This window comes from Pseudonocardia spirodelae (assembly GCF_037727765.1).
GTDB classification, from domain to species: domain Bacteria; phylum Actinomycetota; class Actinomycetes; order Mycobacteriales; family Pseudonocardiaceae; genus Pseudonocardia; species Pseudonocardia spirodelae.
Genome location: NZ_JBBJUP010000013.1, coordinates 37,452 through 62,864, shown reverse-complemented (window position 1 = coordinate 62,864; position 25,413 = coordinate 37,452). Strand labels below are relative to the sequence as shown.

The 25,413-nt window shown below is 76.1% G+C and carries 25 protein-coding genes; 9 read left to right on the top strand and 16 right to left on the bottom strand.

Annotation, left to right across the window (positions count from 1 at the left end; genetic code table 11):
* Positions 1 to 4: 4 nt before the first annotated feature.
* Together rocD and ddaH are read right to left on the bottom strand one after the other, a co-directional pair.
* On the bottom strand, positions 5 to 1,240 hold the full coding sequence (rocD, locus tag WJX68_RS16620; RefSeq protein ID WP_340291855.1) for an ornithine--oxo-acid transaminase: 1,236 nt from the start codon (positions 1,238 to 1,240) through the stop codon (positions 5 to 7).
* The gene (ddaH, locus tag WJX68_RS16615; RefSeq protein ID WP_340291853.1) at positions 1,237 to 2,049 is read right to left on the bottom strand and encodes a dimethylargininase; all 813 of its coding nucleotides are present in this window, start codon (positions 2,047 to 2,049) and stop codon (positions 1,237 to 1,239) included. The genes rocD and ddaH overlap by 4 nt, the downstream gene beginning before the upstream one ends.
* A gap of 113 nt (positions 2,050 to 2,162) precedes the next feature.
* Here ddaH and WJX68_RS16610 point away from each other — a divergent pair, with 113 nt between their 5' ends.
* Entirely contained in the window at positions 2,163 to 2,603 is a 441-nt protein-coding gene (locus WJX68_RS16610) for an Lrp/AsnC family transcriptional regulator (protein ID WP_340291850.1), read from the top strand.
* Between the two features lie 56 nt (positions 2,604 to 2,659).
* On the top strand, positions 2,660 to 3,175 hold the full coding sequence (locus WJX68_RS16605; protein WP_340291848.1) for a VOC family protein: 516 nt from the start codon (positions 2,660 to 2,662) through the stop codon (positions 3,173 to 3,175).
* Here the strand turns inward: WJX68_RS16605 and WJX68_RS16600 are convergent.
* Both WJX68_RS16600 and gabP read right to left on the bottom strand, forming a co-directional pair.
* Positions 3,172 to 3,939 (bottom strand): GntR family transcriptional regulator, encoded by a 768-nt coding sequence (locus tag WJX68_RS16600; protein WP_340291845.1) that lies wholly within the window; start codon positions 3,937 to 3,939, stop codon positions 3,172 to 3,174. The genes WJX68_RS16605 and WJX68_RS16600 overlap by 4 nt on opposite strands.
* Positions 3,940 to 3,984: 45 nt before the next feature.
* Entirely contained in the window at positions 3,985 to 5,373 is a 1,389-nt protein-coding gene (gene gabP, locus WJX68_RS16595; protein ID WP_340291843.1) for a GABA permease, read from the bottom strand.
* A 103-nt stretch (positions 5,374 to 5,476) separates the two neighbouring features.
* On the opposite strand from gabP, the gene WJX68_RS16590 reads away from it, so the two are divergent.
* A complete protein-coding gene (locus WJX68_RS16590) occupies positions 5,477 to 6,103 on the top strand; it encodes a TenA family protein (RefSeq protein WP_340291841.1) in 627 nt (208 codons plus the stop codon).
* A 9-nt stretch (positions 6,104 to 6,112) separates the two neighbouring features.
* Here WJX68_RS16590 and WJX68_RS16585 read toward each other — a convergent pair whose 3' ends face one another.
* Positions 6,113 to 6,547 (bottom strand): hypothetical protein, encoded by a 435-nt coding sequence (locus tag WJX68_RS16585; RefSeq protein WP_340291839.1) that lies wholly within the window; start codon positions 6,545 to 6,547, stop codon positions 6,113 to 6,115.
* 94 nt (positions 6,548 to 6,641) lie between these two features.
* Between WJX68_RS16585 and WJX68_RS16580 the strand changes: the two genes are divergently transcribed.
* Positions 6,642 to 7,601 (top strand): FAD-dependent oxidoreductase, encoded by a 960-nt coding sequence (locus WJX68_RS16580; RefSeq protein ID WP_340291837.1) that lies wholly within the window; start codon positions 6,642 to 6,644, stop codon positions 7,599 to 7,601.
* Between the two features lie 7 nt (positions 7,602 to 7,608).
* On the opposite strand, the gene WJX68_RS16575 is transcribed toward WJX68_RS16580, so the two are convergent.
* Positions 7,609 to 8,052 carry a VOC family protein gene (locus tag WJX68_RS16575; protein WP_340291835.1) on the bottom strand — a complete coding sequence of 148 codons (444 nt, stop codon included), beginning with the start codon at positions 8,050 to 8,052 and terminating at the stop codon, positions 7,609 to 7,611.
* Between the two features lie 89 nt (positions 8,053 to 8,141).
* Here WJX68_RS16575 and WJX68_RS16570 point away from each other — a divergent pair, with 89 nt between their 5' ends.
* Positions 8,142 to 9,113: a helix-turn-helix domain-containing protein gene (locus WJX68_RS16570; protein WP_340291833.1), complete on the top strand. Its 972-nt coding sequence runs from the start codon at positions 8,142 to 8,144 to the stop codon at positions 9,111 to 9,113.
* A 3-nt stretch (positions 9,114 to 9,116) separates the two neighbouring features.
* Here WJX68_RS16570 and WJX68_RS16565 read toward each other — a convergent pair whose 3' ends face one another.
* Entirely contained in the window at positions 9,117 to 9,761 is a 645-nt protein-coding gene (locus WJX68_RS16565; RefSeq protein ID WP_340291831.1) for a dihydrofolate reductase family protein, read from the bottom strand.
* Between the two features lie 95 nt (positions 9,762 to 9,856).
* Positions 9,857 to 11,113 carry a heparan-alpha-glucosaminide N-acetyltransferase domain-containing protein gene (locus WJX68_RS16560; RefSeq protein ID WP_340291829.1) on the bottom strand — a complete coding sequence of 419 codons (1,257 nt, stop codon included), beginning with the start codon at positions 11,111 to 11,113 and terminating at the stop codon, positions 9,857 to 9,859.
* Between the two features lie 177 nt (positions 11,114 to 11,290).
* On the opposite strand from WJX68_RS16560, the gene WJX68_RS16555 reads away from it, so the two are divergent.
* Positions 11,291 to 11,854, top strand: a complete 564-nt coding sequence (locus WJX68_RS16555; RefSeq protein WP_340291828.1) for an LEA/WHy family protein — start codon at positions 11,291 to 11,293, stop codon at positions 11,852 to 11,854.
* Positions 11,855 to 12,059: 205 nt separating this feature from the next.
* Here the strand turns inward: WJX68_RS16555 and WJX68_RS16550 are convergent, their stop codons facing one another.
* The 5 genes from WJX68_RS16550 to WJX68_RS16530 all read right to left on the bottom strand — a co-directional run bounded on the left by WJX68_RS16550 (position 12,060) and on the right by WJX68_RS16530 (position 19,173).
* The gene (locus WJX68_RS16550; RefSeq protein WP_340291826.1) at positions 12,060 to 13,637 is read right to left on the bottom strand and encodes an AMP-binding protein; all 1,578 of its coding nucleotides are present in this window, start codon (positions 13,635 to 13,637) and stop codon (positions 12,060 to 12,062) included.
* Between the two features lie 130 nt (positions 13,638 to 13,767).
* Positions 13,768 to 14,259 carry a type III secretion system chaperone family protein gene (locus WJX68_RS16545; protein WP_340291824.1) on the bottom strand — a complete coding sequence of 164 codons (492 nt, stop codon included), beginning with the start codon at positions 14,257 to 14,259 and terminating at the stop codon, positions 13,768 to 13,770.
* Positions 14,256 to 15,530, bottom strand: coding sequence for a D-inositol-3-phosphate glycosyltransferase (gene mshA / locus WJX68_RS16540; protein ID WP_340291822.1), 1,275 nt, complete (start codon positions 15,528 to 15,530; stop codon positions 14,256 to 14,258). Before mshA ends, WJX68_RS16545 begins: the two co-directional genes overlap by 4 nt.
* A complete protein-coding gene (locus tag WJX68_RS16535; protein ID WP_340291820.1) occupies positions 15,527 to 18,289 on the bottom strand; it encodes a sacsin N-terminal ATP-binding-like domain-containing protein in 2,763 nt (920 codons plus the stop codon). The genes mshA and WJX68_RS16535 overlap by 4 nt, the downstream gene beginning before the upstream one ends.
* 50 nt (positions 18,290 to 18,339) lie before the next feature.
* The gene (locus WJX68_RS16530) at positions 18,340 to 19,173 is read right to left on the bottom strand and encodes a DUF3027 domain-containing protein (protein ID WP_340291818.1); all 834 of its coding nucleotides are present in this window, start codon (positions 19,171 to 19,173) and stop codon (positions 18,340 to 18,342) included.
* Between the two features lie 39 nt (positions 19,174 to 19,212).
* On the opposite strand from WJX68_RS16530, the gene WJX68_RS16525 reads away from it, so the two are divergent.
* The 3 genes from WJX68_RS16525 to WJX68_RS16515 all read left to right on the top strand — a co-directional run bounded on the left by WJX68_RS16525 (position 19,213) and on the right by WJX68_RS16515 (position 22,234).
* On the top strand, positions 19,213 to 20,025 hold the full coding sequence (locus tag WJX68_RS16525) for a glutaminyl-peptide cyclotransferase (protein WP_340291816.1): 813 nt from the start codon (positions 19,213 to 19,215) through the stop codon (positions 20,023 to 20,025).
* A 76-nt stretch (positions 20,026 to 20,101) separates the two neighbouring features.
* The gene (locus tag WJX68_RS16520) at positions 20,102 to 21,664 is read left to right on the top strand and encodes an MFS transporter (RefSeq protein ID WP_340291814.1); all 1,563 of its coding nucleotides are present in this window, start codon (positions 20,102 to 20,104) and stop codon (positions 21,662 to 21,664) included.
* 36 nt (positions 21,665 to 21,700) lie between these two features.
* Positions 21,701 to 22,234, top strand: coding sequence for a DUF2771 family protein (locus WJX68_RS16515; protein ID WP_340291812.1), 534 nt, complete (start codon positions 21,701 to 21,703; stop codon positions 22,232 to 22,234).
* Between the two features lie 13 nt (positions 22,235 to 22,247).
* Here the strand turns inward: WJX68_RS16515 and WJX68_RS16510 are convergent, their stop codons facing one another.
* The 3 genes from WJX68_RS16510 to WJX68_RS16500 form a co-directional block, all read right to left on the bottom strand.
* A complete protein-coding gene (locus WJX68_RS16510) occupies positions 22,248 to 23,171 on the bottom strand; it encodes an MsnO8 family LLM class oxidoreductase (protein ID WP_340291810.1) in 924 nt (307 codons plus the stop codon).
* A gap of 60 nt (positions 23,172 to 23,231) precedes the next feature.
* Positions 23,232 to 23,618: a cold-shock protein gene (locus tag WJX68_RS16505; protein WP_340291808.1), complete on the bottom strand. Its 387-nt coding sequence runs from the start codon at positions 23,616 to 23,618 to the stop codon at positions 23,232 to 23,234.
* Between the two features lie 111 nt (positions 23,619 to 23,729).
* Positions 23,730 to 25,391: an AMP-binding protein gene (locus WJX68_RS16500; RefSeq protein ID WP_340291806.1), complete on the bottom strand. Its 1,662-nt coding sequence runs from the start codon at positions 25,389 to 25,391 to the stop codon at positions 23,730 to 23,732.
* Positions 25,392 to 25,413: the final 22 nt, after the last annotated feature.

Below are 25,413 nucleotides of genomic sequence, written 5' to 3'. Positions count from 1 at the left end.
CCACCTACTCGCCGGAAAGGTCCCCCAGCACCGAGCCCAACGTGTCCACGAGCACGTCGACCTCGTCGCGGGTGACCACCAGCGGCGGGGACAGCCGCACCGTCACGCCGTGCGTCTCCTTGGCCAGCACCCCGCGCCGGGCCAGCGCGACGCAGACGTCGCGCCCGGTGCCGAGCCGCGGGTCGACGTCGATGCCGAACCACAGGCCCACCCCGCGCACGGCGGTCAGCCCGGGCAGCTCCCGCAGCCGCGCGCCGAGGTGGGCGCCGAGGTCGCGGGCGGCGGCCTGGTACTCCCCCGTCGCGAGCAGCGCGCACACCGCGGACCCGACGGCGGCCGACAGCGGGTTCCCGCCGAAGGTGGAGCCGTGCTCACCGGGGCGCAGCACGCCCAGCACGTCGCGCCGGCCGACGACGGCGCTGACCGGCACGATCCCGCCGCCGAGCGCCTTGCCGAGGGTGTAGAGGTCGGCGCGGACACCGGACAGGTCCCCGCACAGCGTCGCCCCGGCGCGGCCGAGCCCGGACTGGATCTCGTCGAGGACGAGCAGCACGTCCCGGGCGGCGGTGAGCTCGCGGACCGCCCGCAGGTAGCCGGCCGGGGGCACGACCACCCCGGCCTCGCCCTGCACCGGCTCCAGCAGCACCGCGACGGTGTCGTCGGTGAGCGCGGCCGCCAGCGCGTCGGCGTCGCCGTAGGGGACGCGGTCGAAGCCGGGGGTGAACGGGCCGAAGCCGTCACGGGCGGAGGGGTCGTCGGAGAAGGAGACGACGGTCGTCGTGCGGCCGTGGAAGTTCCCGCCGGCGACGACGATCCGCGCCGCCCCGGGGCGCACCCCCTTGACCCGGTAGCCCCAGGCCCGGGCCACCTTCAGGGCCGACTCGACGGCCTCGGCGCCGGTGTTCATCGGCAGCACGGCCTCGGTGCCGGTCAGCGCGGCGAGGTCGCGCTGGAAGCCGGGCAGGCGGTCGTTGTGGAACGCCCGCGCGGTGAGGGTGAGCCGGTCGAGCTGGGCGTGCGCGGCCGCGGTGAGCGCGGGGTGGCGGTGCCCGAAGTTCAGCGCGGAGTAGCCCGCCAGGGCGTCGAGGTAGCGGACGCCGTCGACGTCGGTGACCCACGCGCCCTCGCCGTGGGCGAGCACGACGGGTAGCGGGGCGTAGTTCGCGACGCCGTGGGCCCCGGCGAGTGCGACGAGCTCGCCCGTGGTCGTCGTGGCGGTGGCCGGTGCGGTGGTGGTCATGCCCTCAGCTCCAGGGTGCAGCACTTGATCCCGCCGCCGCCGCGGCGCAGCTCGGAGGTGTCGACGCCGACGGTGCCGAACCCGCGCTCGGCCAGGTCCGCGGCGAACTTCTCGGCCTGCGGCGCGTGGACGACCGTGCGCCCGTCGGAGAAGCAGTTGAGGCCGAGCACGGCCGCGTCGTCCTCGGAGACGATCACCGCGTCGGGGAAGCGGAACCGCAGCACCTCCTGGGAGGCGTCGTCGAAGGCGGAGGGCAGGTAGGCCACGGCGCCGGGCCCGCCCGCCGGGTCGAGCACCGCGAAGGCGGTGTCGAGGTGGTAGTAGCGGGGGTCGACCAGCCGCAGCGACACGACCTCGCGGCCGAACACCCGGGCGGCCTCGGCGTGCGCGCGGGGGTCGGTGCGGAAGCCGGTGCCGGCGTAGACGGTGCCGCCGACCGGCAGCAGGTCGCCCTCGCCCTCGTTGACGTGCTCGGCCTCGTGCACGGCGAACCCGGCGGCGCGGAACCGGTCGGCGTAGGCCGGGCCCTCGGCGGCCCGCTCGGCGTGCCGGAACCGGGCGGTGAGCGCGGTCCCGTCGATCACGGTGCCGCCGTTGGCGGCGTAGACCATGTCCGGCGAACCGGGCAGCGGGTCGACCAGCTCGACGGCGAACCCGAGGTCGCGGTAGACGGCGTGCAGGTTCTCCCACTGCGCGAGGGCGAGCCGGGTGTCGGTGGGCTGCTCCGGGCGCATCCACGGGTTGATCCGGTAGCTCACGGTGAAGTGCTCGGGGCGGCACATCAGCACCCGCGGGGTCGTCTCCGTCATGCGACCATGCTCGCGCGCCGGGTCGGTGCGTTTCCCGTCTTCAGGCGCACGATCCGTGCGTCCGGAACCGTGTTCGATCCGGAACCGTGCGCGACGAGCTAGCATCCGCCGGCGTGGACGGGATCGACGCGATCGACCGCAGGCTGCTGGACCTGCTGCGGGTGGACGGGCGGGCCGGCTGGGCCGAGCTCGGCGAGCGGGTGGGCCTGTCGGCCTCGGCCGTACGGCGGCGGGTCGACCGGCTGACCACCCGGGGAGTGGTGCAGGGGTTCACGGTGCAGGTGAACCCCGACGCCGAGCAGGGCCCGGGCGTGGAGGCCTACGTCGAGCTGTTCTGCCGCGGCACGGTCGCCCCGGCCGAGCTGCAGCGGATGCTCTCCGCGGTCCCCGAGGTCGTCACCGCGGGCACCATCACCGGCGAGGCCGACGCCCTGGTGCTGCTGCGCTCGCGGGACGTCCGCTCCCTGGAGGACGCCCTGGAGCGCCTGCGGCGGGCGGCGAACGTGGACCACACCCGCTCGGCCGTCGTCCTGACCTGGCTGGTCACTCGTTGAACTCTCACGCATCACGGCGTACCGTGGTCATTGAGAGTTCAATCGAAGGAGTCGTCGTGCCCGTCCAGCGCCTCAACCACGCCGTCCTCTACGTCCGCGACGTCGCCCGCAGCGTCGCCTTCTACCGCGACGCGCTCGGCTTCCGCACCGTCGCCGAGATCCCCGGCGGCCGCGGGGCGTTCCTGCAGGCCGAGGGCTCGTCCAACGACCACGACCTCGCCCTGTTCGGCATCGGCGAGCAGGCCGGGGCCTCGCAGGCCGGGCGGGCGACCGTCGGGCTCTACCACCTGGCGTGGGAGGTCGACACCCTCGGCGAGCTGGCCCGGACCGGCGCCCGGCTGCGCGCGGCGGACGCGCTCGTGGGCGCGTCGGACCACGGATCCACCAAGGCGCTCTACGCCCGCGACCCCGACGGCCTGGAGTTCGAGGTGTGCTGGCTGGTCCCGGCCGCGCTGCTGCACGGCGACCACGCCATGACGACCGCCCCGCTCGACCTCGACGCCGAGATCGCCCGCTACGGCGCCGACACCGCCGGCGGGATCGGCGTGTCCGTCCCGGGCGTCAGCGCCTAGGCCGGCTCGTTGAGGTCGACCCGGTAGCCCGAGCTGGCCGAGAACTGGGCGGTGACGGAGAACCGGTCGCCGCGGACCAGGGTGTGACGCCACTCGACGGGGCGCCCGCCGGAGAGCCCGAGCCGCTCGATGGACAGGGCGGCGACGCCGTCGTCGTCGATGCCGAGCAGCTCGCGCTCACCACGGCCGGGCACCACCGCGCGGATGTTCTCGTTGCCGCCGTCGACCCGGATGCCGCACCGGCGGCGGTACTCCGGGTAGATGCCGGTGTCGGTGAAGTCGACGTCGAGCAGCGGCGCGGCCAGCTCCTCGGGCAGCCACACCCGGTCGACGGCCAGCGGCTCGGCGTCGGCCAGGCGCAGCCGCTCCAGGTGCACCAGCGGGGTCGACTCCTCCAGGCCCATCCGGGCGGCGATCACGCCGTCGGCGCGGACGTCGAAGGTCCGCACCACGCTGCGCTGGGTGCGCCCGGCCGCCTCGACCGCCACGTACAGCGAGTACGGCTCGTCGAGCGGCTGCTCGATCTCCGAGCGCGCGGTCGGGCGGGCGACGCGGCCCCGCCCGGCGACGACGGCGCCGTCCTCCCGCAGCCGGCGCAGCGCCTCGCGCACGGTGTGCCGGCTGACGGCGTAGTCGGCCGCCAGCGCGAACTCGCCGGGCAGCGCGGCGTCGAACTCGCCGTCGGACAGCCGGCGGCGCAGATCCGCCAGCAGCTGCTGCCACAGCGGCGTCGCCCCGTTCCGGACCAGTGCTCGCGCCGACATCCCCACCCCCTCCGCCGGAGGTCACCGTAGGCGAGGACCCGCCGGTCACCGCACGGCGGCCCGCCCGCGGCGCCGGGTGAGCAGCACGCCGACCAGCACGACACCGGCCGCGATGAGCCCGGTCATGCCCAGCTCGAACCGCGAGCCCTCGCGGGTCGCCATGTAGACCAGCACCACCGGGATCACCACGATCACCGCCCAGGTCAGCACCGGGTAGGCCCACATCCGGACCGGCATCGCGACGCCGTCGCGCTCCAGCACCCGGCGCATCCGCAGCTGCGACACGGCGATGACCAGGTAGACCAGCAGCGCGATCGCGCCCGAGGTGGCGAGCAGGGCGGCGAACACCTCCTCCGGGAAGGCGTAGTTCGCGATCACCGCGACGAAGCCGACGAGCGTCGAGCCGAGCACCGCCCAGCGCGGCACGCCGTTGCCCGTCGTGCGGTTGACCAGGGCGGGCGCCTGGCCCCGGCGGCCGAGCGAGAACAGCATCCGCGACGCCGTGTAGAGCGCCGAGTTCAGGCAGCTCGCGACGGCGACGAGCACGACGACGTCGACGATCGCCTTGGCGCCCGGGATCCGCAGCACCTCCAGCGCGGCCTGGTAGGAGCCGACCTCGGGCAGCCGCGGGTCGTTCCACGGCACGATGGCGACCACGAGCAGGATCGAGGCCAGGTAGAACACCGCGATCCGCCAGATCACCGAGCGGGTGGCCCGCCCGATGCCGCGCGCCGGGTCGCCGGACTCGGCGGCGGCGATGGTGACGATCTCGGTCCCCATGAAGCTGAACATCGTCACCAGCACGGCCGCGACGACGGCGCCCGCCCCGGTCGGCATGAAGCCGCCCTCGGAGACGAGCCGGGACAGGCCCGAGACGTCGGGCGGCGCGGTGGGCAGCAGGCCCAGCACCGCCACCGCGCCCACGACGATGAACGCGATGATCGCGACCACCTTGAGCAGCGCGAACCAGAACTCGAACTCGCCGTAGTTGGCGACGGAGAACAGGTTGGTGACGGTCAGCGCGGCGGTCACTGCCAGCGCCCAGCCCCACTGCGGCACGCCGGGCACCCAGGAGTTGAGGATCACCGCCGCGGCCGTCGCCTCGACCGGGATCACCAGGCACCAGAACCACCAGTACAGCCAGCCGACGGTGAACCCGGCCCACGGCCCGATCGCGCGGTCGGCGTAGGTGGAGAACGACCCGGAGTCCGGCTGCGCCGCGGCCATCTCGCCGAGCATCCGCATCACGAGCACGACGAGCGCGCCGGCGAACAGGTAGGCGAGCAGGACGGCGGGCCCCGCGGTGGCGATCGCGCTGCCCGAGCCGATGAACAGCCCCGCGCCGATCACCCCGGCGATGCTGATCATCGTCACGTGCCGGTCGCGCAGCCCGGCCCTGAGCTCGCCCCCGGTCGCCTGGTCCACGGCGGTCATGGCGCCTCCCCCTCGTCGTCCGCGCCACCGGCGGTGGCCGGTGCGTCGCGCAATGTTCGCCCGGCCGGGGCCCGTTGTCACACCCCCGCCTAGCCTGGGGACCATGGGGTTCAGCGCGCAGCTGCGGGAGTCGACGGCCGCGACCTGGGACGCGGCGGTCGGGCACCGCTTCGTCGACGAGCTGTGGACCGGCGCCCTCGACCGCGGCGTCCTGCGGCACTACCTGGAGCAGGACCTGCAGTTCGTCGACTCGTTCCTCGCGCTGCTGGGCGCCGCCGTCGCGGCCGCCGACCGGCCCGTCCCGCGGGTGCGCCTCGCGCGCCAGCTGGGCCTGGTCGCGGGCCCGGAGAACGACTACTTCGAGCGCTCGCTCGGCGAGCTCGGCGGCACCACGACCCCGCAGCGCACGGCCCCGACGGTCGGCTTCGTCGACCTCATAGACGAGGCGCGCGACGGCGGGTACGCCGAGATCCTCGCGGTGCTCGTCGTGGCGGAGTGGCTCTACCTGGACTGGGCCACCCGCCCGGGCGCCGCCGTCCCGGACGACCGGATCGCGCGCGAGTGGATCGAGCTGCACCGCGGGGTGGAGTTCGAGGAGTGGGTGGCGTTCCTGCGCGACGAGCTCGACCGGGCCGCCGACGCGCTGGACCCGACGGGCCGGGAGCGGGTCGCGGCGCTGTTCGTCCGCGCGGTGGACCTGGAGCTGGCCTTCTTCGACGCCGCGTACTGAGCCCGGCGCTCACGGGGCCGGGGCGCGCACGACGGCCTTCACGATCTGCGCGCGGGCCACGACGATCCCGTCGCAGGCCGCCACGACCGAGGTGAACGCCGACCGGCCGGTGCGCCGGTCGAGCGTCCCGCGGAACACGACGTCGTGCCCGCGCGGCGCCTGCGCGGGCAGCGTGACGGCGGTGGACACCGAGACCGCGTGCTCGGCGACCGTCAGCGACGGCAGCGCCGCCAGCAGCGCGGCGGCCTCCATCCCCACGGCCAGCGCCCCGGCGTGCGCCCCGCCCGCGCCGCCGTCGGCCAGCTCGCCGACGGGCAGCACGATCCCGGCGGCGGGATCGGCGTCGTCGAGCAGGCGGGCGCCGAGCGCGGCCTGCAGCGGGACGGCCAGGACGAGCGCGGCGCGGCGGGCGAGGGCGTCGCCGGCGAGCAGGGGGTCGGTCACCCGGCCGAGTGTGGACGCGGCGGGTGACCGCAGGGCGTCCGGACGCCGGCGGGCGGGTGACGAGCGCCGCCCGGCGGCTGCGACGATCACCGCCATGGGACAGGACCGTCGTGCCGTCGTGGTCGGCGCCGGGATCGCGGGGCTGAGCTGCGCGATCCGGCTGCGCGAGCGGGGCTGGTCGGTCCGCGTGCTGGCCGACGCGCCGGTGGAGGCGTCGACCTCGCACCTCGCGGCCGCCGTCTGGTTCCCCACCCGGGCCGGTCCCCGCGACAGGGTCCTCGACTGGGGCCGCCGCACCTTCGACGCGCTGGCCCGCCAGGCCGCCGACGGCGTGCCCGGCGTGGTGATGCGCGAGTCGCTGACGCTCTACCGCGAGGAGCCGGAGCCGCAGTGGTGGTCCGCCGCGGTCGGCGAGGTCCGCCCGGCCCGTCCCGACGAGCTGCCGCCCGGCTACGCGCACGGCCTGCGCTTCGCGGTACCGCTGGTCGAGATGCCGGTGCACCTGCCATGGCTGGCCGCCGAGGCCGGCCGCCGCGGGGTCGTGCTGGAGCGGCGGCGGGTGGCCTCGCTCGCCGAGGCCGGGCGCGACGCCGACCTCGTCGTGCACTGCTCCGGGCTCGGGGCGCGGACACTGGCCGGCGACACCACGGTCACCCCGGTGCGCGGGCAGATCGTGCGCGTCACCAACCCCGGGCTGACGCTGTCGGTCCGCGACGAGGCGCACCCGGGCGGGCGGGCCTACGTCCACCCGCGCGAGCACGACTGCATCCTCGGCGGCACCCTCGACGACGGCGTCTGGGACACCGCGCCGGACCCCGCGGTCGGCGCGGCGATCGTGCAGCGCTGCCGCGACATCGTCCCCGCGCTGCGCGACGCCGAGGTCCTCGGGCATCTCGCGGGCCTGCGCCCGGCGCGCCCGCAGGTCCGTCTGGAGGCCGAGCCCGCGACCGCCGACCGGCCGCGGGTGATCCACGACTACGGCCACGGCGGCTCGGGCGTCACGCTGTCCTGGGGCTGCGCCGACGACGTCGCCGACCTGGCCGACGGCGGCTGACCACGCCTCACACCACGCAGAAGTCGTTGCCCTCCGGGTCGGCCATCCACAGGTGATCCACATGTGGAGAACCCGGGTGCAGGGCCTCGTGCACGACCCGTGCGCCGAGCCCGCACAGCCGTTCGGCCTCGGCGCGCAGCACCGCGTCGCGCTCCGCCGGGTCCCGGTCCCGGCCCCCCGTGACCTGCAGGTCCAGGTGCAGACGGTTCTTCACGGTGCGGGGCTCGGGCACCTTCAGGAACGAGATGCGCGGGCCGACGCCGTCCGGGTCGTCGAGGGCGGCACCGTCGCCCCACTCCTCGCGCGGGACGTCGAAGGAGACCAGCCAGTCCTCCCAGGTCGCGAAGCCGCGCGGCGGCGGCGACGGGACGTAGCCCAGCGCGGCGGACCAGAACGCGGCGAGACGACGGGTGTCGGAGCAGTCGACGGTGATCGTCCACGGGATCGCCATCGGGACAGGCTAGGTGCGGGGGTCGCGCGCAGGCCCCGAGCGGGGTAACTTTCCGCATCCGGTCACCCTGCGGCGGCGGTGGAGGACGAGTGACCCAGGACCCCTCCCACTGCGGTGCGCAGCGGATCAGCTTCCGGACCGACTCCCCGTACGAGGTCGAACGGTTCGCCTCGGAGTTCTACTCGCACACCGTCGTGCGGCCCCCCGCCGACGGCCGCGAGTTCGAGATGGGCCAGGAGACCGTCCTGGTCTCCACGTTCTCGATGAGCGAGCTGTGGATCGTCGGGTCGATCGACGCGCAGGTCGAGCCGGTGGACCGCACCTACGCCGTCGACGTCCTCCACGACGGGTCGATGTGCTGGGGGACCGAGGCCTACGGCGAGGTGCAGCTCGGCCCCGGCGACGTCGGCGTGCTGCCCCCGCAGGGACGGTTCACCGACCTCGCCGAGGACGTCGACCTCGACGTCGTGCACCTCGACGCGGCCGCGGTCGCCCGCTACGCCGCACAGGCCTACGGCGTCGACGGCGAGCGGTTCCGGCTGGCCGGGATCACCCCGGTCTCGGCCGCACACGCGCGGCGCTGGGCGGCGACCGTCGTCGACGTCCGCGACCACGTGCTCGGCAACCCGATGCTGCTCGACGGCCCCGTGGCGGTCGCCGAGGCGTTCGACCGGCTGACTTCGACGTTCCTCGCGACGTTCCCGAGCACCGTGCCGGACACGGCCCGCACCGACGACGGCGCCGCCCTCCCGGCCCGGCTCGTCCGCCGGGTCTCCGAGCACCTGCGGCGGCACGCCCACCGGCCCGTCGGTCCCGCGGACCTCGCCCGGGTGACCGGCGGTCCGGCCCGGGCCGCCGTCGCCGGGATGCGGCGCGCGGGCGTCGACCCGGCCCAGGTGCTGTGGCGGGCCCGCCTCGACGGCGTGCGCGCCGAGCTGCGCGCGGGCTCCGGGCAGCCGGTCGCGGTGGTCGCGGCGCGCTGGGGGTTCGCGCGGTTCGGGCGGTTCCGGGTCGCCTACACCCGCACCTTCGGCGAGACGCCGGAGCAGACCGCGCGCTGAACGTCAGGCGTCGCGCCGCCGGTTCCAGAACTGGTGCACGACCCCGCCCGCCGACGCGACCGACTCGACGGTGAACCGCTTCTCGACGCCGGCCAGGCCGTCCCACAGCGACACCCCGCGCCCCAGGGTGATCGGCTTGATCACCAGGTGCATGACGTCCACGAGGTCGGCCCGCAGGAACTGCCGGATCGTCGACGGCCCGCCACCGAGGCGCACGTCCCCGCCGTCCGCGGCGTCGAACGCGAGCCGCAGCACCTCCTCCGGCGTCCCGTCGACGAAGCGGAAACTCGTGCCGTCGGCGAAGTCCAGCTGCGGGCGCGGCTCGTGGGTCATGACGAACACCGGCGTCCCGAACGGCGGCTCGTCACCCCACCAGCCCCGCCAGCCGTCCTCCGGCCGGTCGCCGGGCTGCGGGCCGAACTTGCGCCGTCCCATGATCTCCGCGCCGATGCCCTGGCCCCACAGGGCGGTCAGGGCCCCGTCGAGCGTGAGCGGCGCGTCGACGCCGCCGATGCCGTGGATGAGCCTGCCGTCGAAGCCCGCGAACAGCGCTCCGGCATCCCCGATGGGGGCGTCGGCGGTCACGCGGTCGCCGGCCGCGTAGCCGTCGAGGGAGAGGAACAGGTTGTGCACCCGGGTGCGGGGCATGGGGCCTCCTCGAGGTCGTCTCCCGTGGTGGACCGGAGGAGGCGGCGGAACTCATCGCCCGCCGGCCCGGCCCGCGCGGCCCCCGCCGCTCGGCGTCACCGGGCGCGGGCCACACCGTCCCCGGCCCGCCGCTCGGCGGGCGGCCGACCGGCGGCGAGCGCCCCGGCACGCCCGACCGCCCGCCCGACCAGCCCCTCCAGCGGGCCGCGCCGGAACCGGCTCCCCCAGGCCAGGGCGAACACCGCGTAGGCCGCGATCTCGGCGACGAAGGCCGGCACCGAGTCCTTCCGCGAGTACGGCGAGATCAGGTACACGACGTGCACGCAGTACAGGGTCAGCGTCATCGACCCCGTCGCGACCAGCGGTGACAGCACGACGTCCACCGCGCGTCCGGTCCCTCCGGGCAGCCCGGTGGCCAGGCACAGCACCCCGACGACCGCCACCGCGATCCCGGCCGACTGCGCGACCTGCGGGGTCGTGCCGGAGTGCGGGCTGAGCACCGCCAGCCACCACCAGCTGTCGGTGGGGACGACCCCGCCCGCCCCCACCGACAGCAGCTCCGACACCGGGTCGTCGGTGTCCGCCGGCAGCGTCAGCAGCCGGGACAGGCCCCCCAGCGGGTGCAGGAGCACCCACGACACCCAGTAGGCGGCGATCGCGACGGCGGTCCCGACGACGACCAGACGCAGCGCCACCCGGCGTGAGGACAGGTCCAGCCGCCCGACGACGAGCCCGACGCACACGTAGGCGAACCAGGTCGCGACCGGGTAGTTGCCGGTGAGGGTCACCTCGCGCAGCGCCGTCACCGGATCGGTCACGACCGACACGAACGACGGGTCGGTGCCGAGCGGGGCGGGCAGGTGTGCGCGGGCCAGGTGGCTGATCACCGGCATCACGCAGGCCGCCACGACGCCGGCGGCGAGCACCGCGCGGGTCGGCAGCAGCACGAGCGGCACCGCCAGTGCGAACAGCACGCCGTAGAACACGAGGATGACGCCGGGGCTGCGGTCGGTGTCGAACGAGCCCAGCGCCAGGCCGAGCAGGCAGACCAGCACGGCACGGGTGCCGAGCCGGGCCGCCGCGACCCGGGCCGGACGTGCCCCGACGACGCGTGCGCGGCCCGTCGTGAACGCGACGGCCGCGCCGGCCAGGACCGCGAACAGCGGCGCGGCCCGCCCGGCCAGCACGCTCTGGACCGGCGAGGCGGCGTCGTCCGGACCGGTCTCGGAGAACAGGTGGACCGCGATCATCCCGATCAGCGCGAGACCGCGGGCGGCGTCCACCGCGACGATCCGCCCCGGCGGCCGGACCGCGCCGGAACCGGGCCACGAGAAGGTCGTCGTCGTCCCCATGGCCGGGCCCTCGCGCGTCGTCGCGGCGGTGTTAGCCGCGGCCGCGATCCCGCGACGAAGGTCCCGGCGGCCCCGGGCCGCAGGTCCCGAGGACCGACGACCGGCGGCGGGGACCGGTAATGCCGCCGGCGACGGCGGCGAGGTCCCGGGCACCGGCCCCTCCCGGAAGGCGTGACGATGCTCCGACCACCGCGTGCCGTGCTCGTCGCCGCACTGGCACTGCTCACCGTGACGACGGGGTGCTCCACCACCGTCTCCCACGCCGAGGTCGCCGCCCGCGCCGCCGCGGAGGCCGCCGCCGCGGACGGGGTCGGGCACGCGGAGCCCGCGCCGGTCGTCACCGGTTTCGGGCGGCCGCACACCTTCCCGGGCGGCAGCGTCGTCGCGGTGTCCCCGCCCCGCGGCGAGGGCGCCGACCCCGCACAGGCACGCGTCCGGACCGCGACGGTCACCCTGACCCTGACCAACCCGACCGGTGCGCCCGTCGACCTGTCGGGGCTCGACGTCGCCGCCACCGCGGACGGCGCCGGGCTGACCGCGTCCGGCGAGGAGGACCGGCCCGAGGTGCGGCTGCCGCCGGGCGGCACCGCCCGGTTCGACGTCGGCTTCCCGCTCCCCGCCGCGCACGTGCGCGAGTTCGCCGTCACGGTCACGCTGACCGCCGTCGACGCCGACGGCGAGGACGTCGAGGGGTCCGACCACGCGCCGGGCGCGAGCGCGACGTTCGGGACCGTGGGCTGAGCATCCCGCCCGTTCCACGCGCGCGGGCCGATGCGCTCCCGGCCTCGCCGGGTCCGGTCACCGTCCCGAGCCCGGGCGCACAGCACCCACGTACGTCCGGACGGGGCGCGACGTCGGATCCCGCGGCCCACCCCCCGCAGACACCGGAACGGCGCCGCCCCCGCATCGCTGCAGGTCACGGCGCCGTCCCGGCCGTTCAGAAAGGTCAGGCCTTCTCGTTCTCCCGGGCCCGCAGGTCCTTGCGCAGGATCTTCCCCGACGCCGACTTGGGGATCTGCTCGATGAACTCGACCACGCGCACCTTCTTGTGCGGCGCCACCTTCTCCGCGACGAAGGCCATGACCTCGTCCTCGGTCAGGTCGTCCCCCGACGCCTGCTTCACGACGAACGCCTTCGGCACCTCCTCGCCGTCGGCGTCCTTGACGCCGATGACCGCGGTGTCGGCGATCTTGTCGTGGGTCAGCAGCAGCGCCTCCAGCTCCGCCGGCGGCACCTGGTAGCCCTTGTACTTGATGAGCTCCTTGACGCGGTCGACGATCGAGTAGACGCCCTCGTCGTCGACGACGGCGATGTCGCCGGTGTGCAGGTAGCCCTCGGCGTCCTTGGTCGCGTCGGTGGCGTCGGAGTTGTTCAGGTACCCGACCATCACGTTCGGGCCCTTCACCCACAGCTCGCCGCGCTCGCCGACGCCGACCTCCTGGCCGGTCTCGGGGTCGACGAGCTTGCACTCGATGTTCGGCAGCGCGAAGCCCGAGGAGTTCAGGTCGAGGTCGCCGCGGTCGTCGGGCATGCAGTGGCTGACCGGGGACAGCTCGGTCATGCCGTAGCCCTGCAGCACCGTGCAGTCCAGGCGCTTGGCGACGGCGCGGCCGAGCTCGCCGTCGAGCGGCGCCGCACCCGAGAAGACCGTCTTCACGCACGACAGGTCGAACTTCTCGACGATGGGGTGCTTCGCCAGCGCGACCGCGACCGGCGGGGCGATGTAGAGGCGGTCCACGCCGTGCTTCTCGGTGATCGTCAGGAACTGCTCGAGGTCGAACTTCGGCATCGTGACGACGGTGGCGCGCTGGTGCAGGCCCTGGTTCATCATCACGGTCATGCCGTAGATGTGGAAGAACGGCAGGAACGCCATGATCTTGGTGTCGCTGGTGACGTCACCCATCGGGGCGATCTGGCACAGGTTCGCGACCAGGTTGCGGTGGGTCAGCACCACGCCCTTGGCCAGACCGGTGGTGCCCGAGGAGTAGGGCAGCACCGCCGTGTCGGTCGCGGTCGTGCGCAGCTCGGGGGCCGGGCCGCCGGAGGAGACGAGGTCGCGCAGCGAGTCGTGGCCCTCGGCGGCGTCGATGGTGAGCACGGCGTCCTCGGAGAGCCCGGCCTCCGCGGCACCGGGCACCGCGCGGTCGAGGAACGGCGAGACCGTGATGACCATCTTCGCGCCGGAGTCCTTGAGCTGGTGGGCCAGCTCGCCCGCGGTGTACATCGAGTTCGCGCTGGTCACGATGCCGTTGGCGCGCAGGATGCCGTGGAACAGGGCCGCCCACTGCGGCAGGTTCGGTGCGAACAGCGCGACGACGTCGCCCTGGCCGATGCCGCGGGCGGCGAGCCCGCCGGCGATCTTCTCCACGAGGCCGTGGAACTCGGTGTAGGTGAGCTGGTCACCGGTGGTGCCGTCGAGGAACGCGGGCGCGTCCGCACGGTCGCCGAACCCGTCGGCGAACAGGAACTCGGTCAGCGAGACGTCGGGGATCTCGACGTCCGGGTACGGGCTGCGCAACGACAAGGCTTCGCTCCTTCGCGAGGTCCTGGACTCCGGGGGCCGGGCGGCGCGCGTGGGCCCGCCCGGTGTCGGCGCCATGCTAGAGCGCGCCCGGCCCCGGAGCCGGTCGACGGGACGAAAAGTTACCCGCGGGTCAGGTGAAGAGGTGCTCGAACGCCTTCAGGTTCGCCGTCGACTCGCCGTTCTCGCTGCGCCACGCGTACTCGCGGCGGATCGAGGAGGCGAAGCCGAGCTCGAGGAACGTGTTGAAGTCGCCGTCGGCGGCCTGCAGCACCGACCCCAGGACGCGGTCGATCTCGTCGGCGGTGACGGCGTGGTGCGGCAGCCGCCCGACCAGGTGGATGTCGCCGACCCGGTCCAGGCAGTAGTGCACGCCGTACAGCTTGGCGTTGCGCAGCAGCATGAACCGGTAGACGCCCTCGTGGTTCTCGTCGGGCCTGCGGCACACGAACGCCTGCACCGCCAGGGTCTGCTCGCGCAGGATCAGCCAGGTCTGGGTCTGCAGCCGGGCCTGGCCGGGCAGCGTCACGAGCCACTGGCCGGGGCCGCGGTGGACGTGCTCGACGTCCATGTCGGACAGTGCCGCGCCGATCGTCTTCCCGGTCCGGGTGTCGACCTCGGTCATGCGTCCCCCCGTCGCCGCACCGCGAACTCGGTGCGGGCCTCGTCGTAGGCGCCCAGCAGGGCGTCGGTGGTGCGGTCCCAGGAGAACTGCAGGGCGTGCCCGGCCGCGGCGCGGGCCATCCGCTCCCGCCGGTCGGGGTCCAGCGCCAGCTCGCCGAGGGCGTCGGCCCAGTCGGAGATGTCGTGGCCGCTCACGAGCAGACCGGACCGGCCCTCGGCGACGGCGACGGGCAGCCCGCCGACCCGGGTCGCCACCACCGGCGTCCCGCAGGCCTGGGCCTCCAGCGCGACCAGCCCGAAGGACTCGTTGTGGCTGGGGACGGCGACGACGTCGGCCGCCCGGTAGACCGTCACCAGCTCGTCGCCGCCGCGGGGCGGCAGGAACCGCACCAGGTCGGTGATCCCCAGCTCGGCGGCCAGCTCGTGCAGCGACGTCGGCTCGGCCAGCCCCGACCCGGACGGTCCGCCCGCGACGAGCACGACGAGGTGCGCGCGCAGCGACGGCACCCGAGCGACGAGCTCGGCGGCGGCGCGCAGCAGCACGTCGGGCGCCTTGAGCCGCTGGATGCGCCCGACGAAGGCGAGCACCACCGCGCCGTCGGGCAGGTCCAGCGCGGCGCGGGCGGCGGCCCGGTCACCGGGCCGGAACCGGTCGGTGTCCACCCCGGGCGGGATCGTGACGGTGCGGCGCGGGTCGGCGTCGTAGAGGTCCAGCAGCTGCTTGGACTCGATCTCGGTGTTCGCGACGAGCCGGTCGGCCTCGGCGACGACCTGGTCCTCGCCGATCACCCGGACCCGCGGCTCGGGGGTGTCGCCCACGGCCAGCGCGGCGTTCTTGACCTTGGCCAGGGTGTGCGCGGAGTGCACCAGCGGCACCCCCCAGCGGTCCCGGGCCAGCCAGCCGACCTGCCCGGAGAGCCAGTAGTGGGAGTGGACGACGTCGTACCAGCCGGGGTCGTGGCGGGCCTCGGCGCGCAGCACGCCTGCGGTGAACGCGCACAGCTGGCTGGGCAGGTCGTCCTTACCGAGGCCCTCGAACGGGCCGGCCGCGACGAAGCGGACCGTCGCGCCCGGTTCCAGCTCGACCGTCGGCGGCTGGTCCGACGACGTCGCGCGGGTGAAGATCTCCGCCTCGACGCCGCGGCGGGCCATCCGGATCGCCGTCTGCGCGACGTAGACGTTCATCCCGCCGGCGTCGCCGGTGCCGGGCTGCTCGGTCGGTGAGGTGTGCACCGACAGCACCGCCACCCGTCGGGGCAGTCGCTCGCTCACCCCGGCATCCTGACACGGCGCGCCGCCGCGAGCGCAGCCACCAGCGCGCGGAGCGGGTCCGACGCGTGCCAGTCGTCGCCGCGGCCGGGCCAGGCCGGGACGGTCACGGCCCCGCCGTCGTCGAGGTCGACGACGAGCTCGTCGTGCCGGTGCAGGCGCCCCGCCGGGGGCCCGACACCCAGGGCGGCCAGGGCGAGCACCACCTCCGGGTCGGCGGTCCACGGCCCGGCCGTGCCGGCGCCGCGGGCCCGGCCGGAGACCCGCGCCGAGGCCAGCGGCAGGTCGAGCAGCTCGGCGAGGGTGTCGGGATCGTCACCCCCGCCGACCGCGGGGAGGCCGCCGAGGGCGGGCAGCACCCACGGCGCGTCGAGGACCACGGCCCGGTCGGCCGGCGCCACCGCGCCGGTGACGGTGCGGACCCGCTCCGGCGGCTCGATGCCGTCGAGGTCGGCCCGCCCGTCGGCGACCGCGGCGGCGAGCGCGGCGTGGGCGGCGGTCGCGACGTCGCCGGTGACCGTGCGCGACGGGTCGGCGAGCCGGTCGAGCAGCGCGACGACCTCGTCCGGGCCGTCGGCGACGATCCGCGCGCGCACGCCGACCGCGGCGAGCACGGCCTCGTCGACCCCGGGCAGCTCGGGCACCGGGTCGTACAGCCCGGCCAGCCCGGCCGCCGAACGCAGCCGCCAGGTGCCGGCCAGGCGCCCGCCGATCCGGACGTGGCGGGCCAGCCACCAGGCCGTGTACCCGGTGAGGACCGCGGCCCGGGTGTCGCGGCCCGCGGCGAGCAGGGCGAGCGCCTCGGGCCAGCGGTCGTCGTCGACGAGGTCGAGGTCGCGCACGGCAGGCCGGTCGGCGGGGTCGCCGGGGTCGTCGGGGAACTCGTCGAGCCAGGCCTGCGCGTCGTGCAGCCGGTCGGGGTCGAACGGTCCCACCGTGAACCCGTCCAGCACCCCGGCCGCCACCAGCGCGTCCCGGTCGGTGCGCGCCCACTCCGGGCCCAGGACGCCGACCGGGGCGTCGGGGTCGAGCAGCCCGCGCACCGCCGCGTCGGGCAGGACGAGCTCGTCGGCGCGGGCGGGACGGCCCTCGTCGTCGGTGAGCGCGAGCGCGCCCCAGCGCGGGTCGGGGCCGTCGGCGGTGCCGAGCAGCGCGAGCACGGTGCGCGCCAGGCCCGTGGTGTCGAGTCCGGACTCGGCGTCGTCGACGGACCGCTCCACGGCGTCGAGCAGCGCGGGGGCCGCGAGCAGGGTGGCGCGGTCGGCGTCGGCGGCGCCGAGGCGGCGCAGCAGCGGGTGCGCCGCCCCGGGGTGGACCAGGCGCAGCGCGGGCACGCCGGCGGCGTCCGGGCCGTCGGGGACGCCGAGCAGCACCGAGGCCGGGCCGGGGACCAGACGCCCGTCGGCGAGCGGGACGGGCAGCGCGCCCAGCTCGCGGGCCAGGCCCGGGACGGCGTCGACGGCCGGGGCCAGCGCCGCGTACAGCCCGTGCCACCAGGCCGGGTCCGCCTCGACGCCGGTGAGCCGGTCGGCGAGCCCGGCCGCGCCGACGCGGTCGGTGCCGGGCCCGGCGGGTGGCACGGTGCCCGACGCGACGAGCCGGGCGAAGGCGGGACCGGCCGCGGCGAGCAGCTCGGGCAGGCCGTCGCCGGGCACGTCGAGCCACTCGGCGCGCTCCGGCGCGAGCAGCTGCCCCCCGGCCGCGGGCAGCCAGGGGGTGCGGGCGAGGGTCGCGGCGAGCGCCTCGTGCAGCCGGGCGTCCAGCGGGGAGCGCGGGAACCCCGGCGCGGGGACGAGCGCGGTGCGCTCCGCGGGGGCGACGGCGAGGAGCAGCTCGGCGTAGGCCGCCGCCGCGGCCCCGACGAGCGCGTCGACGGCGGGGTCGTCGGCGCGGATCCGGCGCCGGTCGGGGTCCAGCGGGAACGGCGCGAGCAGCCGCGCGGGCAGCGACAGCTGCTCGGCGCTGCGGGTGGGCGCGTGCAGGACCTCGCCCGCGTCGGGGCCGTACGGCGCGGGACGACCGTCGCGCAGCGGCAGCGCCCACCGCACCCCGGACCCGCCCGTGACCAGCAGGTGGGTGTCGTCGCCGACGCGGACGCGGCCGTCGCCGAGATCGGTCCGGGCGACGGTGACGGCCCCGGCGGTGACCGACTCCAGGCCCGGCAGCGCCAGCAGCAGGTCCGCGGCGGTGGCGGCGACCTCGTCGAGCAGCTCGTCCGCGGTCCGGCCGCCCGGGTCGGGACGCAGCCGCACCTCGGTGGCGAACCCCGGCGGGGGCGGCTCCTCCTCCGGCGCGGGCCAGGCCAGGCGCAGCACCGGCACCCGAGGGTCGCGGGCCAGCTCCGCGGCCGCGGCGCCGCCGAGGCGGGCGACCGCGGCGGCGGTGCGGTCGGCGGAGAACGCGACGCCCCCGGCCGCCGTCACCAGGCGGGGTGCGGTGCACAGCGCCAGTACGGCGGCGAACCCGACCCCGAACCGGCCGGTCGCGCCCGCGTCGTCGCGCTTCGCCGAGGCCCGCAGCGCGGCCAGCGCGGCGACCCCGGCCGCGTCGAGCGGGGCGCCGGTGTTCGCGACCCGCAGCTCGGGGCCGTCGGCGACGGTCACCCGGACCCGGCCGGGGACCCCGGCGGCGAGCGCGGCGTCGGCGGCGTTCTGCAGCAGCTCGGCGACCCAGGTGTCGGCGTAGCCGCCGCGGCGCAGGTCGTCCTCGGTGTTGACGTCCTCACGGAACCGGGTCGGCGACGACGACCAGGCCGCCAGCACGCCGTCCCGCAGCGCCGCGGTGCCGAACGGGTCGGCCCCGGACGGAGTGCTCAGGACCCGACCGGCTCGAGGTCGACCCCGTCGTCGTAGACCAGGGCCGAGACGTGCACCGGCGAACCGGACGGCTCGGCGACGCTCGAGTGCGCCCCGCACCCGAACCCGACGGCGACGACCTGCGCGTCGGCCGGGGACGAGGCGTTGGCGCAGACCCCGAACACGCCCTGCAGCGCGCCGGCCAGGGGCACCAGGAACCCGCAGGTCCCGCAGGACCCGGGCGCGGAGCGGGCGAGGTCGGCGGCCGGGCCGTGCTCGCCGTCCTGCCAGCGCTCGGCGGCGGCGGCGCGCCCCTCGAACGACAGCACGCGCTCCCGGCCGAGGCCGGCCTCGCGGGCCAGCGCGTCGACGGCCGGGTCGCCGGAGTCGACGTAGCCGGGCACCAGGCGCGGGTCGTCGGCGGGGGTGGGCAGCAGGTCGCCGGGCTTGAGGTCGCCGGGGCGCACCCGCTGGTCCCACGGCACCCAGTCGGGCGCGACGAGCGCGGTCGAGCCGGGCAGCAGCACCGACTCCGAGACGGTGACCGGGCCGGCCGGCTCGGCGGCGGCGACGGTGACCGCCCACCGCCAGCCCCGGTAGCCGGGCAGCTCCGCGGCGAAGGAGTGGGTGACCGAGCCGTCGTCCTCGGCGGCGGCACCCAGGTGCGCCCCGACGGCGGAGGCGGCCGCGGCGGGGCCCAGCTCGTCGGCCGCCTCGTCGACGGCGGCGGCCCGCGCCTCGTCGACGGCCTCGAACAGGTGCGCGGGGGCCGGTGTCACCCGCGGCTCCGCGGTCCCGGCCGGCTCCACGCCGGCGTCCGGCACCCCGACACTCACCTCACCCGTGCTCACCTCCCCAGTGTGCCACCCGGGTCCGGGCATCCTGGCCGGGTGCCCGCCCGTTCCCCGCTCCGCCGCCCGTCGTGCGCCGTCCTGCTCGCGCTGCTGCTCGCCGTCGCGGCCTGCGGGGCGGCCTCCCCGGACCCCGGACTGCCCGCCCCGGGGCCGGTGCCGGTGCTGCGCCCGCAGGTGCTCGCGCAGGTCCCGCACGACCGGACGGCCTTCACCCAGGGCCTGGAGCTGCGCGACGGCACCCTGTACGAGGGCACCGGCCGGGTGGGGAGCTCGCAGCTGCGGGCGCTCGACCCGGCCACCGGCGCGGTGCGGGCCGCGAGCCCGCTGCCGCCGGCGTACTTCGGGGAGGGCATCACCGTCAGCGGCACCCGGATCTGGCAGCTGACCTGGCGCGACGGTGTCGCGATCGAGTGGGACCGGGCGACGCTGCGGCCGCTGCGCGAGGTGCCCGTCGACGGCGAGGGCTGGGGCCTGTGCGACGACGGCACCCGGCTGGTGCGCTCGGACGGCACCGACCGGCTGACCTTCCACGACCCGGCCGACATGGCGCCGGCCGGCTCGGTCGCGGTGACCCTCGACGGCGCCCCGGTGACCCGGCTCAACGAGCTGGAGTGCGTCGGGGACCGGGTGTGGGCCAACGTCTGGCAGACCGACGACATCGTGCGGATCGACCCGGCGACCGGTGTGGTCGACGCCGTCGTCGACGCCTCCGGGCTGCTGCCGCCCGACCGGCGCGCCGGGGCGGACGTGCTCAACGGCATCGCCCACGTCGGCGGCGACGAGTTCCTGCTGACCGGCAAGCTGTGGCCGACGACGTTCCGGGTGCGGCTGCCCGCTCCCCCGGCCTGACCGCCGCTGCGCCGGGCGGGTGACACCACCCGGGCGGAGGCCCGGAACCGTCGGACCCCGACGGCACAATGTCCCCGTGGCGCAGATCCCGTTCCGCAGCCGCCGCCGGGCGGCCCGCCCGCAGGCGCGCGTCGCGGGCCCCGACCCGCGGACGGCACCGATCGCGTCGGACCCGGCGCTGCGCCGCGGCGCGCCCGCCACCGCGACCGACGAGCTGCCCCGCCCCGGCCCCGCCGCGGTCCCCCGGCGGGCGACCGTCACCCGGGTCGCGGTGCACCGCACCCGGGAGCTGGGCGGCCGCGCGGTCGCGCTGTTCCGGCGGGCCGCGACCGCGGACGGCGCCGACCGGTCCGGGCTGACCGCGCTGACCTACGCCACGATGCTGACCTACGCGCTCGACGCGGCGGTCGCCGTCGCGCTGGCCAACACCCTGTTCTTCGCCGCGGCCACCGCGGAGTCCACCGCGAACGTCGCGCTCTACCTGGCGATCACCGTCGCGCCGTTCGCGCTGGTCGCGCCGGTGATCGGTCCGGCGCTGGACCGGCTGCAGCGGGGCAGGCGGATCGCGATGGCGGTGTCCTGCGCCGGGCGTGCGGTGCTCGCCGTCGTGCTGGTGTTCCACCTCGACGACTGGCTGCTCTACCCGGCCGCGCTCGGGATCATGGTGCTGTCCAAGTCGTTCCTGGTGCTCAAGGCGGCGGTCACCCCGCGGGTGCTGCCCTCGACGATCACCCTGGCGACGACGAACTCCCGGCTGACCACCTTCGGCATGGCCGCGGGCGGGGTGGCCGGCGCGGTCGCGGCCGCGGCGGCCGTCGTCGCGGGCGCGGCGGGCCCGCTGTGGTGGACCGCGCTGCTCGGCGTCGCGGGTGCGGTGCTGTGCCTGCGGATCCCGCGGTGGGTCGAGGTCACCGCGGGCGAGGTGTCCGCGGCGGTCCCGGCGGCGCGTCCGGGCGCCCGCCGCACCAGGGCCCCGGCGACGCGGGCGGTGCTGGTCGCGCTGTGGGGCACCAGCACCGTGCGGGTGCTGACCGGGTTCCTCACCCTGTTCGTCGCGTTCGTGGTCAAGGCCGGCGCGGAGCAGGCCCCGGGCGGGGACCCGGCGGGGCAGCTGGTGGTGATCGGTGTCGTCGGCGCGGCCGCCGGCGTGGGCCTGTTCGTGGGGAACGCGGTCGGGGCGCGCAGCCGCTTCGGCCGGGTGGAGCCGGTGGTGCTCGCCGCCGCCGGGGCGGCCGTGCTCGCCGCGGCGGGCGTCGCCGCGCTGCCGGGGGTGCCGGCCGCCGTGGTCGCGGCGCTGGTCGCGTCCACGGCGAGCGCGCTGGCCAAGGTGTGCCTCGACGCGGTGGTGCAGCGCGACCTGCCCGAGCACGCCCGGGCGTCGGCGTTCGGCCGGTCGGAGACGGTCCTGCAGCTGGCGTGGGTGCTGGGCGGCGCGGTCGGGGTGCTGGCCCCGCACGACACGTTCGGCACCGGGTTCCTGATCATCACCGGGGTGGTCGCGCTGTTCGCGGTGCAGGCGGTCCTGGTGCGGCGCGGGACGTCGCTGGTGCCGGGGCTGGGGCCGCGCTCGGCGGGCGCGGCCGGGCCGCCCGCCGCGGGGACCCGCCCCCGGGTGCACCGGGCGCCCGGCGGGCGCTGAGCCGGGCACGCCGCCCGGATCCGTACGCTGGTCGGCGTGATCACCCGCTCCCGACGGCGCCGCACCCCGTCCGGTCCGCGGCCGGCCCGGTCCGCCCGCGCACTCGCCGGGACCCTCGCCGCGGCCGCCCTCGTGCTCGCCGGGTGCGGGTCCGACGCGCCGACGGTGACCTTCGACGTCGGCGGGACCTCGCTGACCGCCGCGCCCACCCAGTTCTGCGACACGAAGCTCGAGAACTGCGCCGACGCCCCGAACGCCCGCGTCACCGCACCCGTGCCGGCCGGCACGCAGGTGCGGATCACGGTGCCCGAGGAGGTCTCCTCCGCGCCCTGGCAGGTCGTCTACGCCTACACCCGCGGCACCGACCCGGCCCCGGTGCAGCAGCGCAGCCCGATCGCCGCGCCGGGCACCCGCACCGACTTCACCGTCGCACTGCCCGAGCCGGGCGACCGGCTGGTGACCGCGCAGGTGCAGGTGTTCGGTGCGCCGCCGTCGATCGACCCGGCGAGCGCCGACGTGCAGTTCCCGGTCCGCGCGACCTGGGTGCTGGTCGGGGAGCAGCCGGGCTGAGCGCCCCGCGGGCTCAGCGGCCCGCGCCGAGCAGCCGCGCCAGCGCGGCGTCGGACGCGTCCTGCGCGTCGCGGTCGTGGGTCGAGGAGAACACCAGCAGCTCGTCCGCCCCGGTCCGGGCGGCGAGGTCGTCCAGGCGTTCGGCGACGGTGTCCTCGTCGCCCACGACGGTCCGGGCGAGCGCCCGGGCGACGGTGTCGAGCTCGCGCCGGGTCGTCGCGCGTGCGGGGTCCGGCGGCTCCAGCGGCGGGAACTCGCCGGTGCTGCGCGCCGCGGCGAGCGCCCACGCCTCGGGCAGCGCCAGGTCGGGGTCCCCCACCAGGACGTCGGCCGACACCACCAGGTGCGCGGCGTCGCCGGCGCGGGCCCGGTAGTCCTCCAGCGCGGCCGGGTCGTCCAGCACCGGTCCGCCGACGACGGCGGGCAGGCCCAGGTCACCGGCCAGGCGCAGGCCGGCCCCGGTGGCCAGCAGGAACAGCGGGACCGCGTGCTCGGGGCGGGGCCGCACGGTGACCGGGCCGCTGCCGTCGAGGAAGGACCGCAGCTCGTCGAGGGCGGCGCGGAACGAGTCGTCGTCGGCGCCCTCGGCGCGCAGGGCGCGGCGCACCGGCCCGGTGAACCCGGGCGACCGACCGATGCCCAGGTCGACCCGGCCGGGATGCAGCGCCTCGAGCAGCGCCACCTGCTCGGCGACGACGAGCGGCCGGTGGTTGGGCAGCATGATCCCGCCCGAGCCGACGCGGATCTGCGACGTCGCCGCCCCGATCGCGGCCATCAGCACCGGCGGGCTGCCCGACGCGATGCCGGGCACGGCGTGGTGCTCGGCCACCCAGAACCGGTGGTAGCCGAGCGCCTCCGCACGGACCGCGCGGGCCACGGTGTCCCGCACGGCGGCCGCGTCCGGCTCCCCGGCGCGGGTCCGGGAGCGGTCCAGCATCGACAGGCGCACGCCCGGGGAACGCCCCCGGGCACCGCCGCCATTCCGCCGGGCCGCGGGTCAGCCGTCGAGGTCGCGGGCGACGGCGCGGACGACCTCCGCGGCCAGCTTGCACGCCTTGCGGTCGGGGTAGCGGCCGTGCCGCAGGGCGGGCTGGATCTTGTTCTCCAGCAGCCCGACCATGTCCTCGATCAGGCCGTGCAGCTCCTCGGCGGGGCGCCGGGCGTTCTCCACGGCCGACGCCTGCTTCTCCACGACCCGCACCGAGAGCGCCTGCGGACCGCGGCGCCCCTCGGCCATCCCGAACTCGACCCGCTGGCCGGACTTGAGCGCCTCCACGCCGGACGGCAGCGCCGCCTTGCGCACGTAGACGTCCTCACCGCCGTCCTGGGAGAGGAAGCCGAAGCCCTTCTCCGCGTCGTACCACTTCACCCTGCCGGTGGGCACCGTCGTCCTCGATTCCTGCTTGCTTGCCGTAGTGCTGCGTGCACGACGAACGCGCCCGGGCTCCCCGGACGCGCCGCGCCGTCGATCCTACGCCTGGACCACCCGTCCGGGTCAGGCGTTCCGGACGTTCGCCGCATCCTCCAGGGACAGCAGCCCGACCGACTTCTCCCGCATCTCGACCTTGCGCACCTTGCCGGTGACGGTCATCGGGAACTCCTCGACGACGAGCACGTAGCGCGGGATCTTGTAGTGCGCGAGCTTGCCGGTGGCGAACTCGCGCAGGGTGTCGGCGGTCAGCTCGGCCGCGCCGTCGCGCAGCACCACCCAGGCGCAGAGCTCCTCGCCGTAGCGGACGTCGGGCACCCCGATGACCTGGGCGTCGACGACGTCGGGGTGGGTGTAGAGGAACTCCTCGATCTCGCGCGGGTACACGTTCTCCCCGCCGCGGATCACCATGTCCTTGATCCGGCCGGTGATGTTGACGTAGCCCTCGTCGTCCATCACGGCGAGGTCGCCGGTGTGCATCCAGCGGGCCCGGTCGATCACCTCGGCGGTCTTCTCCGGCTGCTCCCAGTAGCCGAGCATCACCGAGTAGCCGCGGGTGCACAGCTCGCCGGGCTCGCCGCGCGGGACGGTGCGCCCGGTGGCCGGGTCGACGACCTTGACCTCCAGGTGCGGCATCACCCGCCCGACGGTGGACACGCGCCGCTCCAGCGAGTCGTCGGCCCGGGTCTGGGTGGAGACGGGGCTGGTCTCGGTCATGCCGTAGGCGATGGTCACCTCGGCCATGCCCATCCGGTCCACGACCTGCTTCATCACCTCGACCGGGCAGGGCGAGCCCGCCATGATCCCGGTGCGCAGGCTGGACAGGTCGTAGGAGGCGAAGTCGGGGTCGTTGAGCTCGGCGATGAACATCGTCGGCACCCCGTAGAGCGACGTGCAGCGCTCCTGCTGGACGGCCTGCAGCGTCGCCTTCGGGTCGAAGCCCTGCGCGGGGATGACCATGGTGGCGCCGTTGGTGGTGCAGCCCAGGTTGCCCATGACCATGCCGAAGCAGTGGTAGAAGGGCACCGGGATGCAGACGCGGTCGGCCTCGGTGTAGCCGCACATCCGGCCGACGTAGTAGCCGTTGTTGAGGATGTTGTGGTGCGACAGCGTCGCGCCCTTGGGGAACCCGGTCGTCCCGGACGTGTACTGGATGTTGATCGGGTCGTCGGCGGTCAGCGACGCCTGGGTCTCGGCCAGCTCGGCGCGGCGGGACTCGTCCCCGGCGGCCAGCGCGTCCCACTCGGGGGATCCGGTGATCACCACCCGCTGCAGGTCGGGGCACTCGGGCCGGACCTGCTCGATCATGCCCGCGTAGTCCGAGGTCTTGAACTCCCGCGCCGCCACCAGCGTGGTGATCCCGGCCTGCCGGAGCACGAACGCCAGCTCGTGGGTCCGGTAGGAGGGGTTGATGTTGACCAGGACGACGCCGATCTTCGCCGTCGCGTACTGGACCATCGTCCACTCCGCGGTGTTCGGCGACCAGATCCCGAGCCGGTCACCGGTCCGCACCCCGGCGGCGAGCAGGCCGCAGGCGAGCCGGTCGACGTCCTCGCGCAGCTGGGCGTAGGTCCAGCGCCGGCCGGTCTGCACCTCGACCAGCGCGTCGACCTCCGGGACCCGGGCGACGGTGCGGTCGAAGTCGTCGCCGATGGTGTCGCCGAGCAGCGGGGTGTCCGAGACCCCCGATGCGTAGGACGGGACGGCGGGGGTTCCGGCGGAGGTCACGACGTCGTACTCCTCGAGCTGC

Coding starts and splice junctions, on each gene's coding strand:
- WJX68_RS16590 (WP_340291841.1), top strand. CDS start 5,477: ATGGGGTTCAGCGCGCAGCTGCGGGAGTCGACGGCCGCGACCTGGGAC.
- WJX68_RS16510 (WP_340291810.1), bottom strand. CDS start 23,171: ATGCTGGACCGCTCCCGGACCCGCGCCGGGGAGCCGGACGCGGCCGCC.
- WJX68_RS16580 (WP_340291837.1), top strand. CDS start 6,642: ATGGGACAGGACCGTCGTGCCGTCGTGGTCGGCGCCGGGATCGCGGGG.
- gabP (WP_340291843.1), bottom strand. CDS start 5,373: ATGACCGCCGTGGACCAGGCGACCGGGGGCGAGCTCAGGGCCGGGCTG.
- WJX68_RS16560 (WP_340291829.1), bottom strand. CDS start 11,113: ATGGGGACGACGACGACCTTCTCGTGGCCCGGTTCCGGCGCGGTCCGG.
- rocD (WP_340291855.1), bottom strand. CDS start 1,240: ATGACCACCACCGCACCGGCCACCGCCACGACGACCACGGGCGAGCTC.
- WJX68_RS16575 (WP_340291835.1), bottom strand. CDS start 8,052: ATGGCGATCCCGTGGACGATCACCGTCGACTGCTCCGACACCCGTCGT.
- WJX68_RS16545 (WP_340291824.1), bottom strand. CDS start 14,259: ATGACCGAGGTCGACACCCGGACCGGGAAGACGATCGGCGCGGCACTG.
- WJX68_RS16600 (WP_340291845.1), bottom strand. CDS start 3,939: ATGTCGGCGCGAGCACTGGTCCGGAACGGGGCGACGCCGCTGTGGCAG.
- WJX68_RS16555 (WP_340291828.1), top strand. CDS start 11,291: ATGCTCCGACCACCGCGTGCCGTGCTCGTCGCCGCACTGGCACTGCTC.
- ddaH (WP_340291853.1), bottom strand. CDS start 2,049: ATGACGGAGACGACCCCGCGGGTGCTGATGTGCCGCCCCGAGCACTTC.
- WJX68_RS16565 (WP_340291831.1), bottom strand. CDS start 9,761: ATGCCCCGCACCCGGGTGCACAACCTGTTCCTCTCCCTCGACGGCTAC.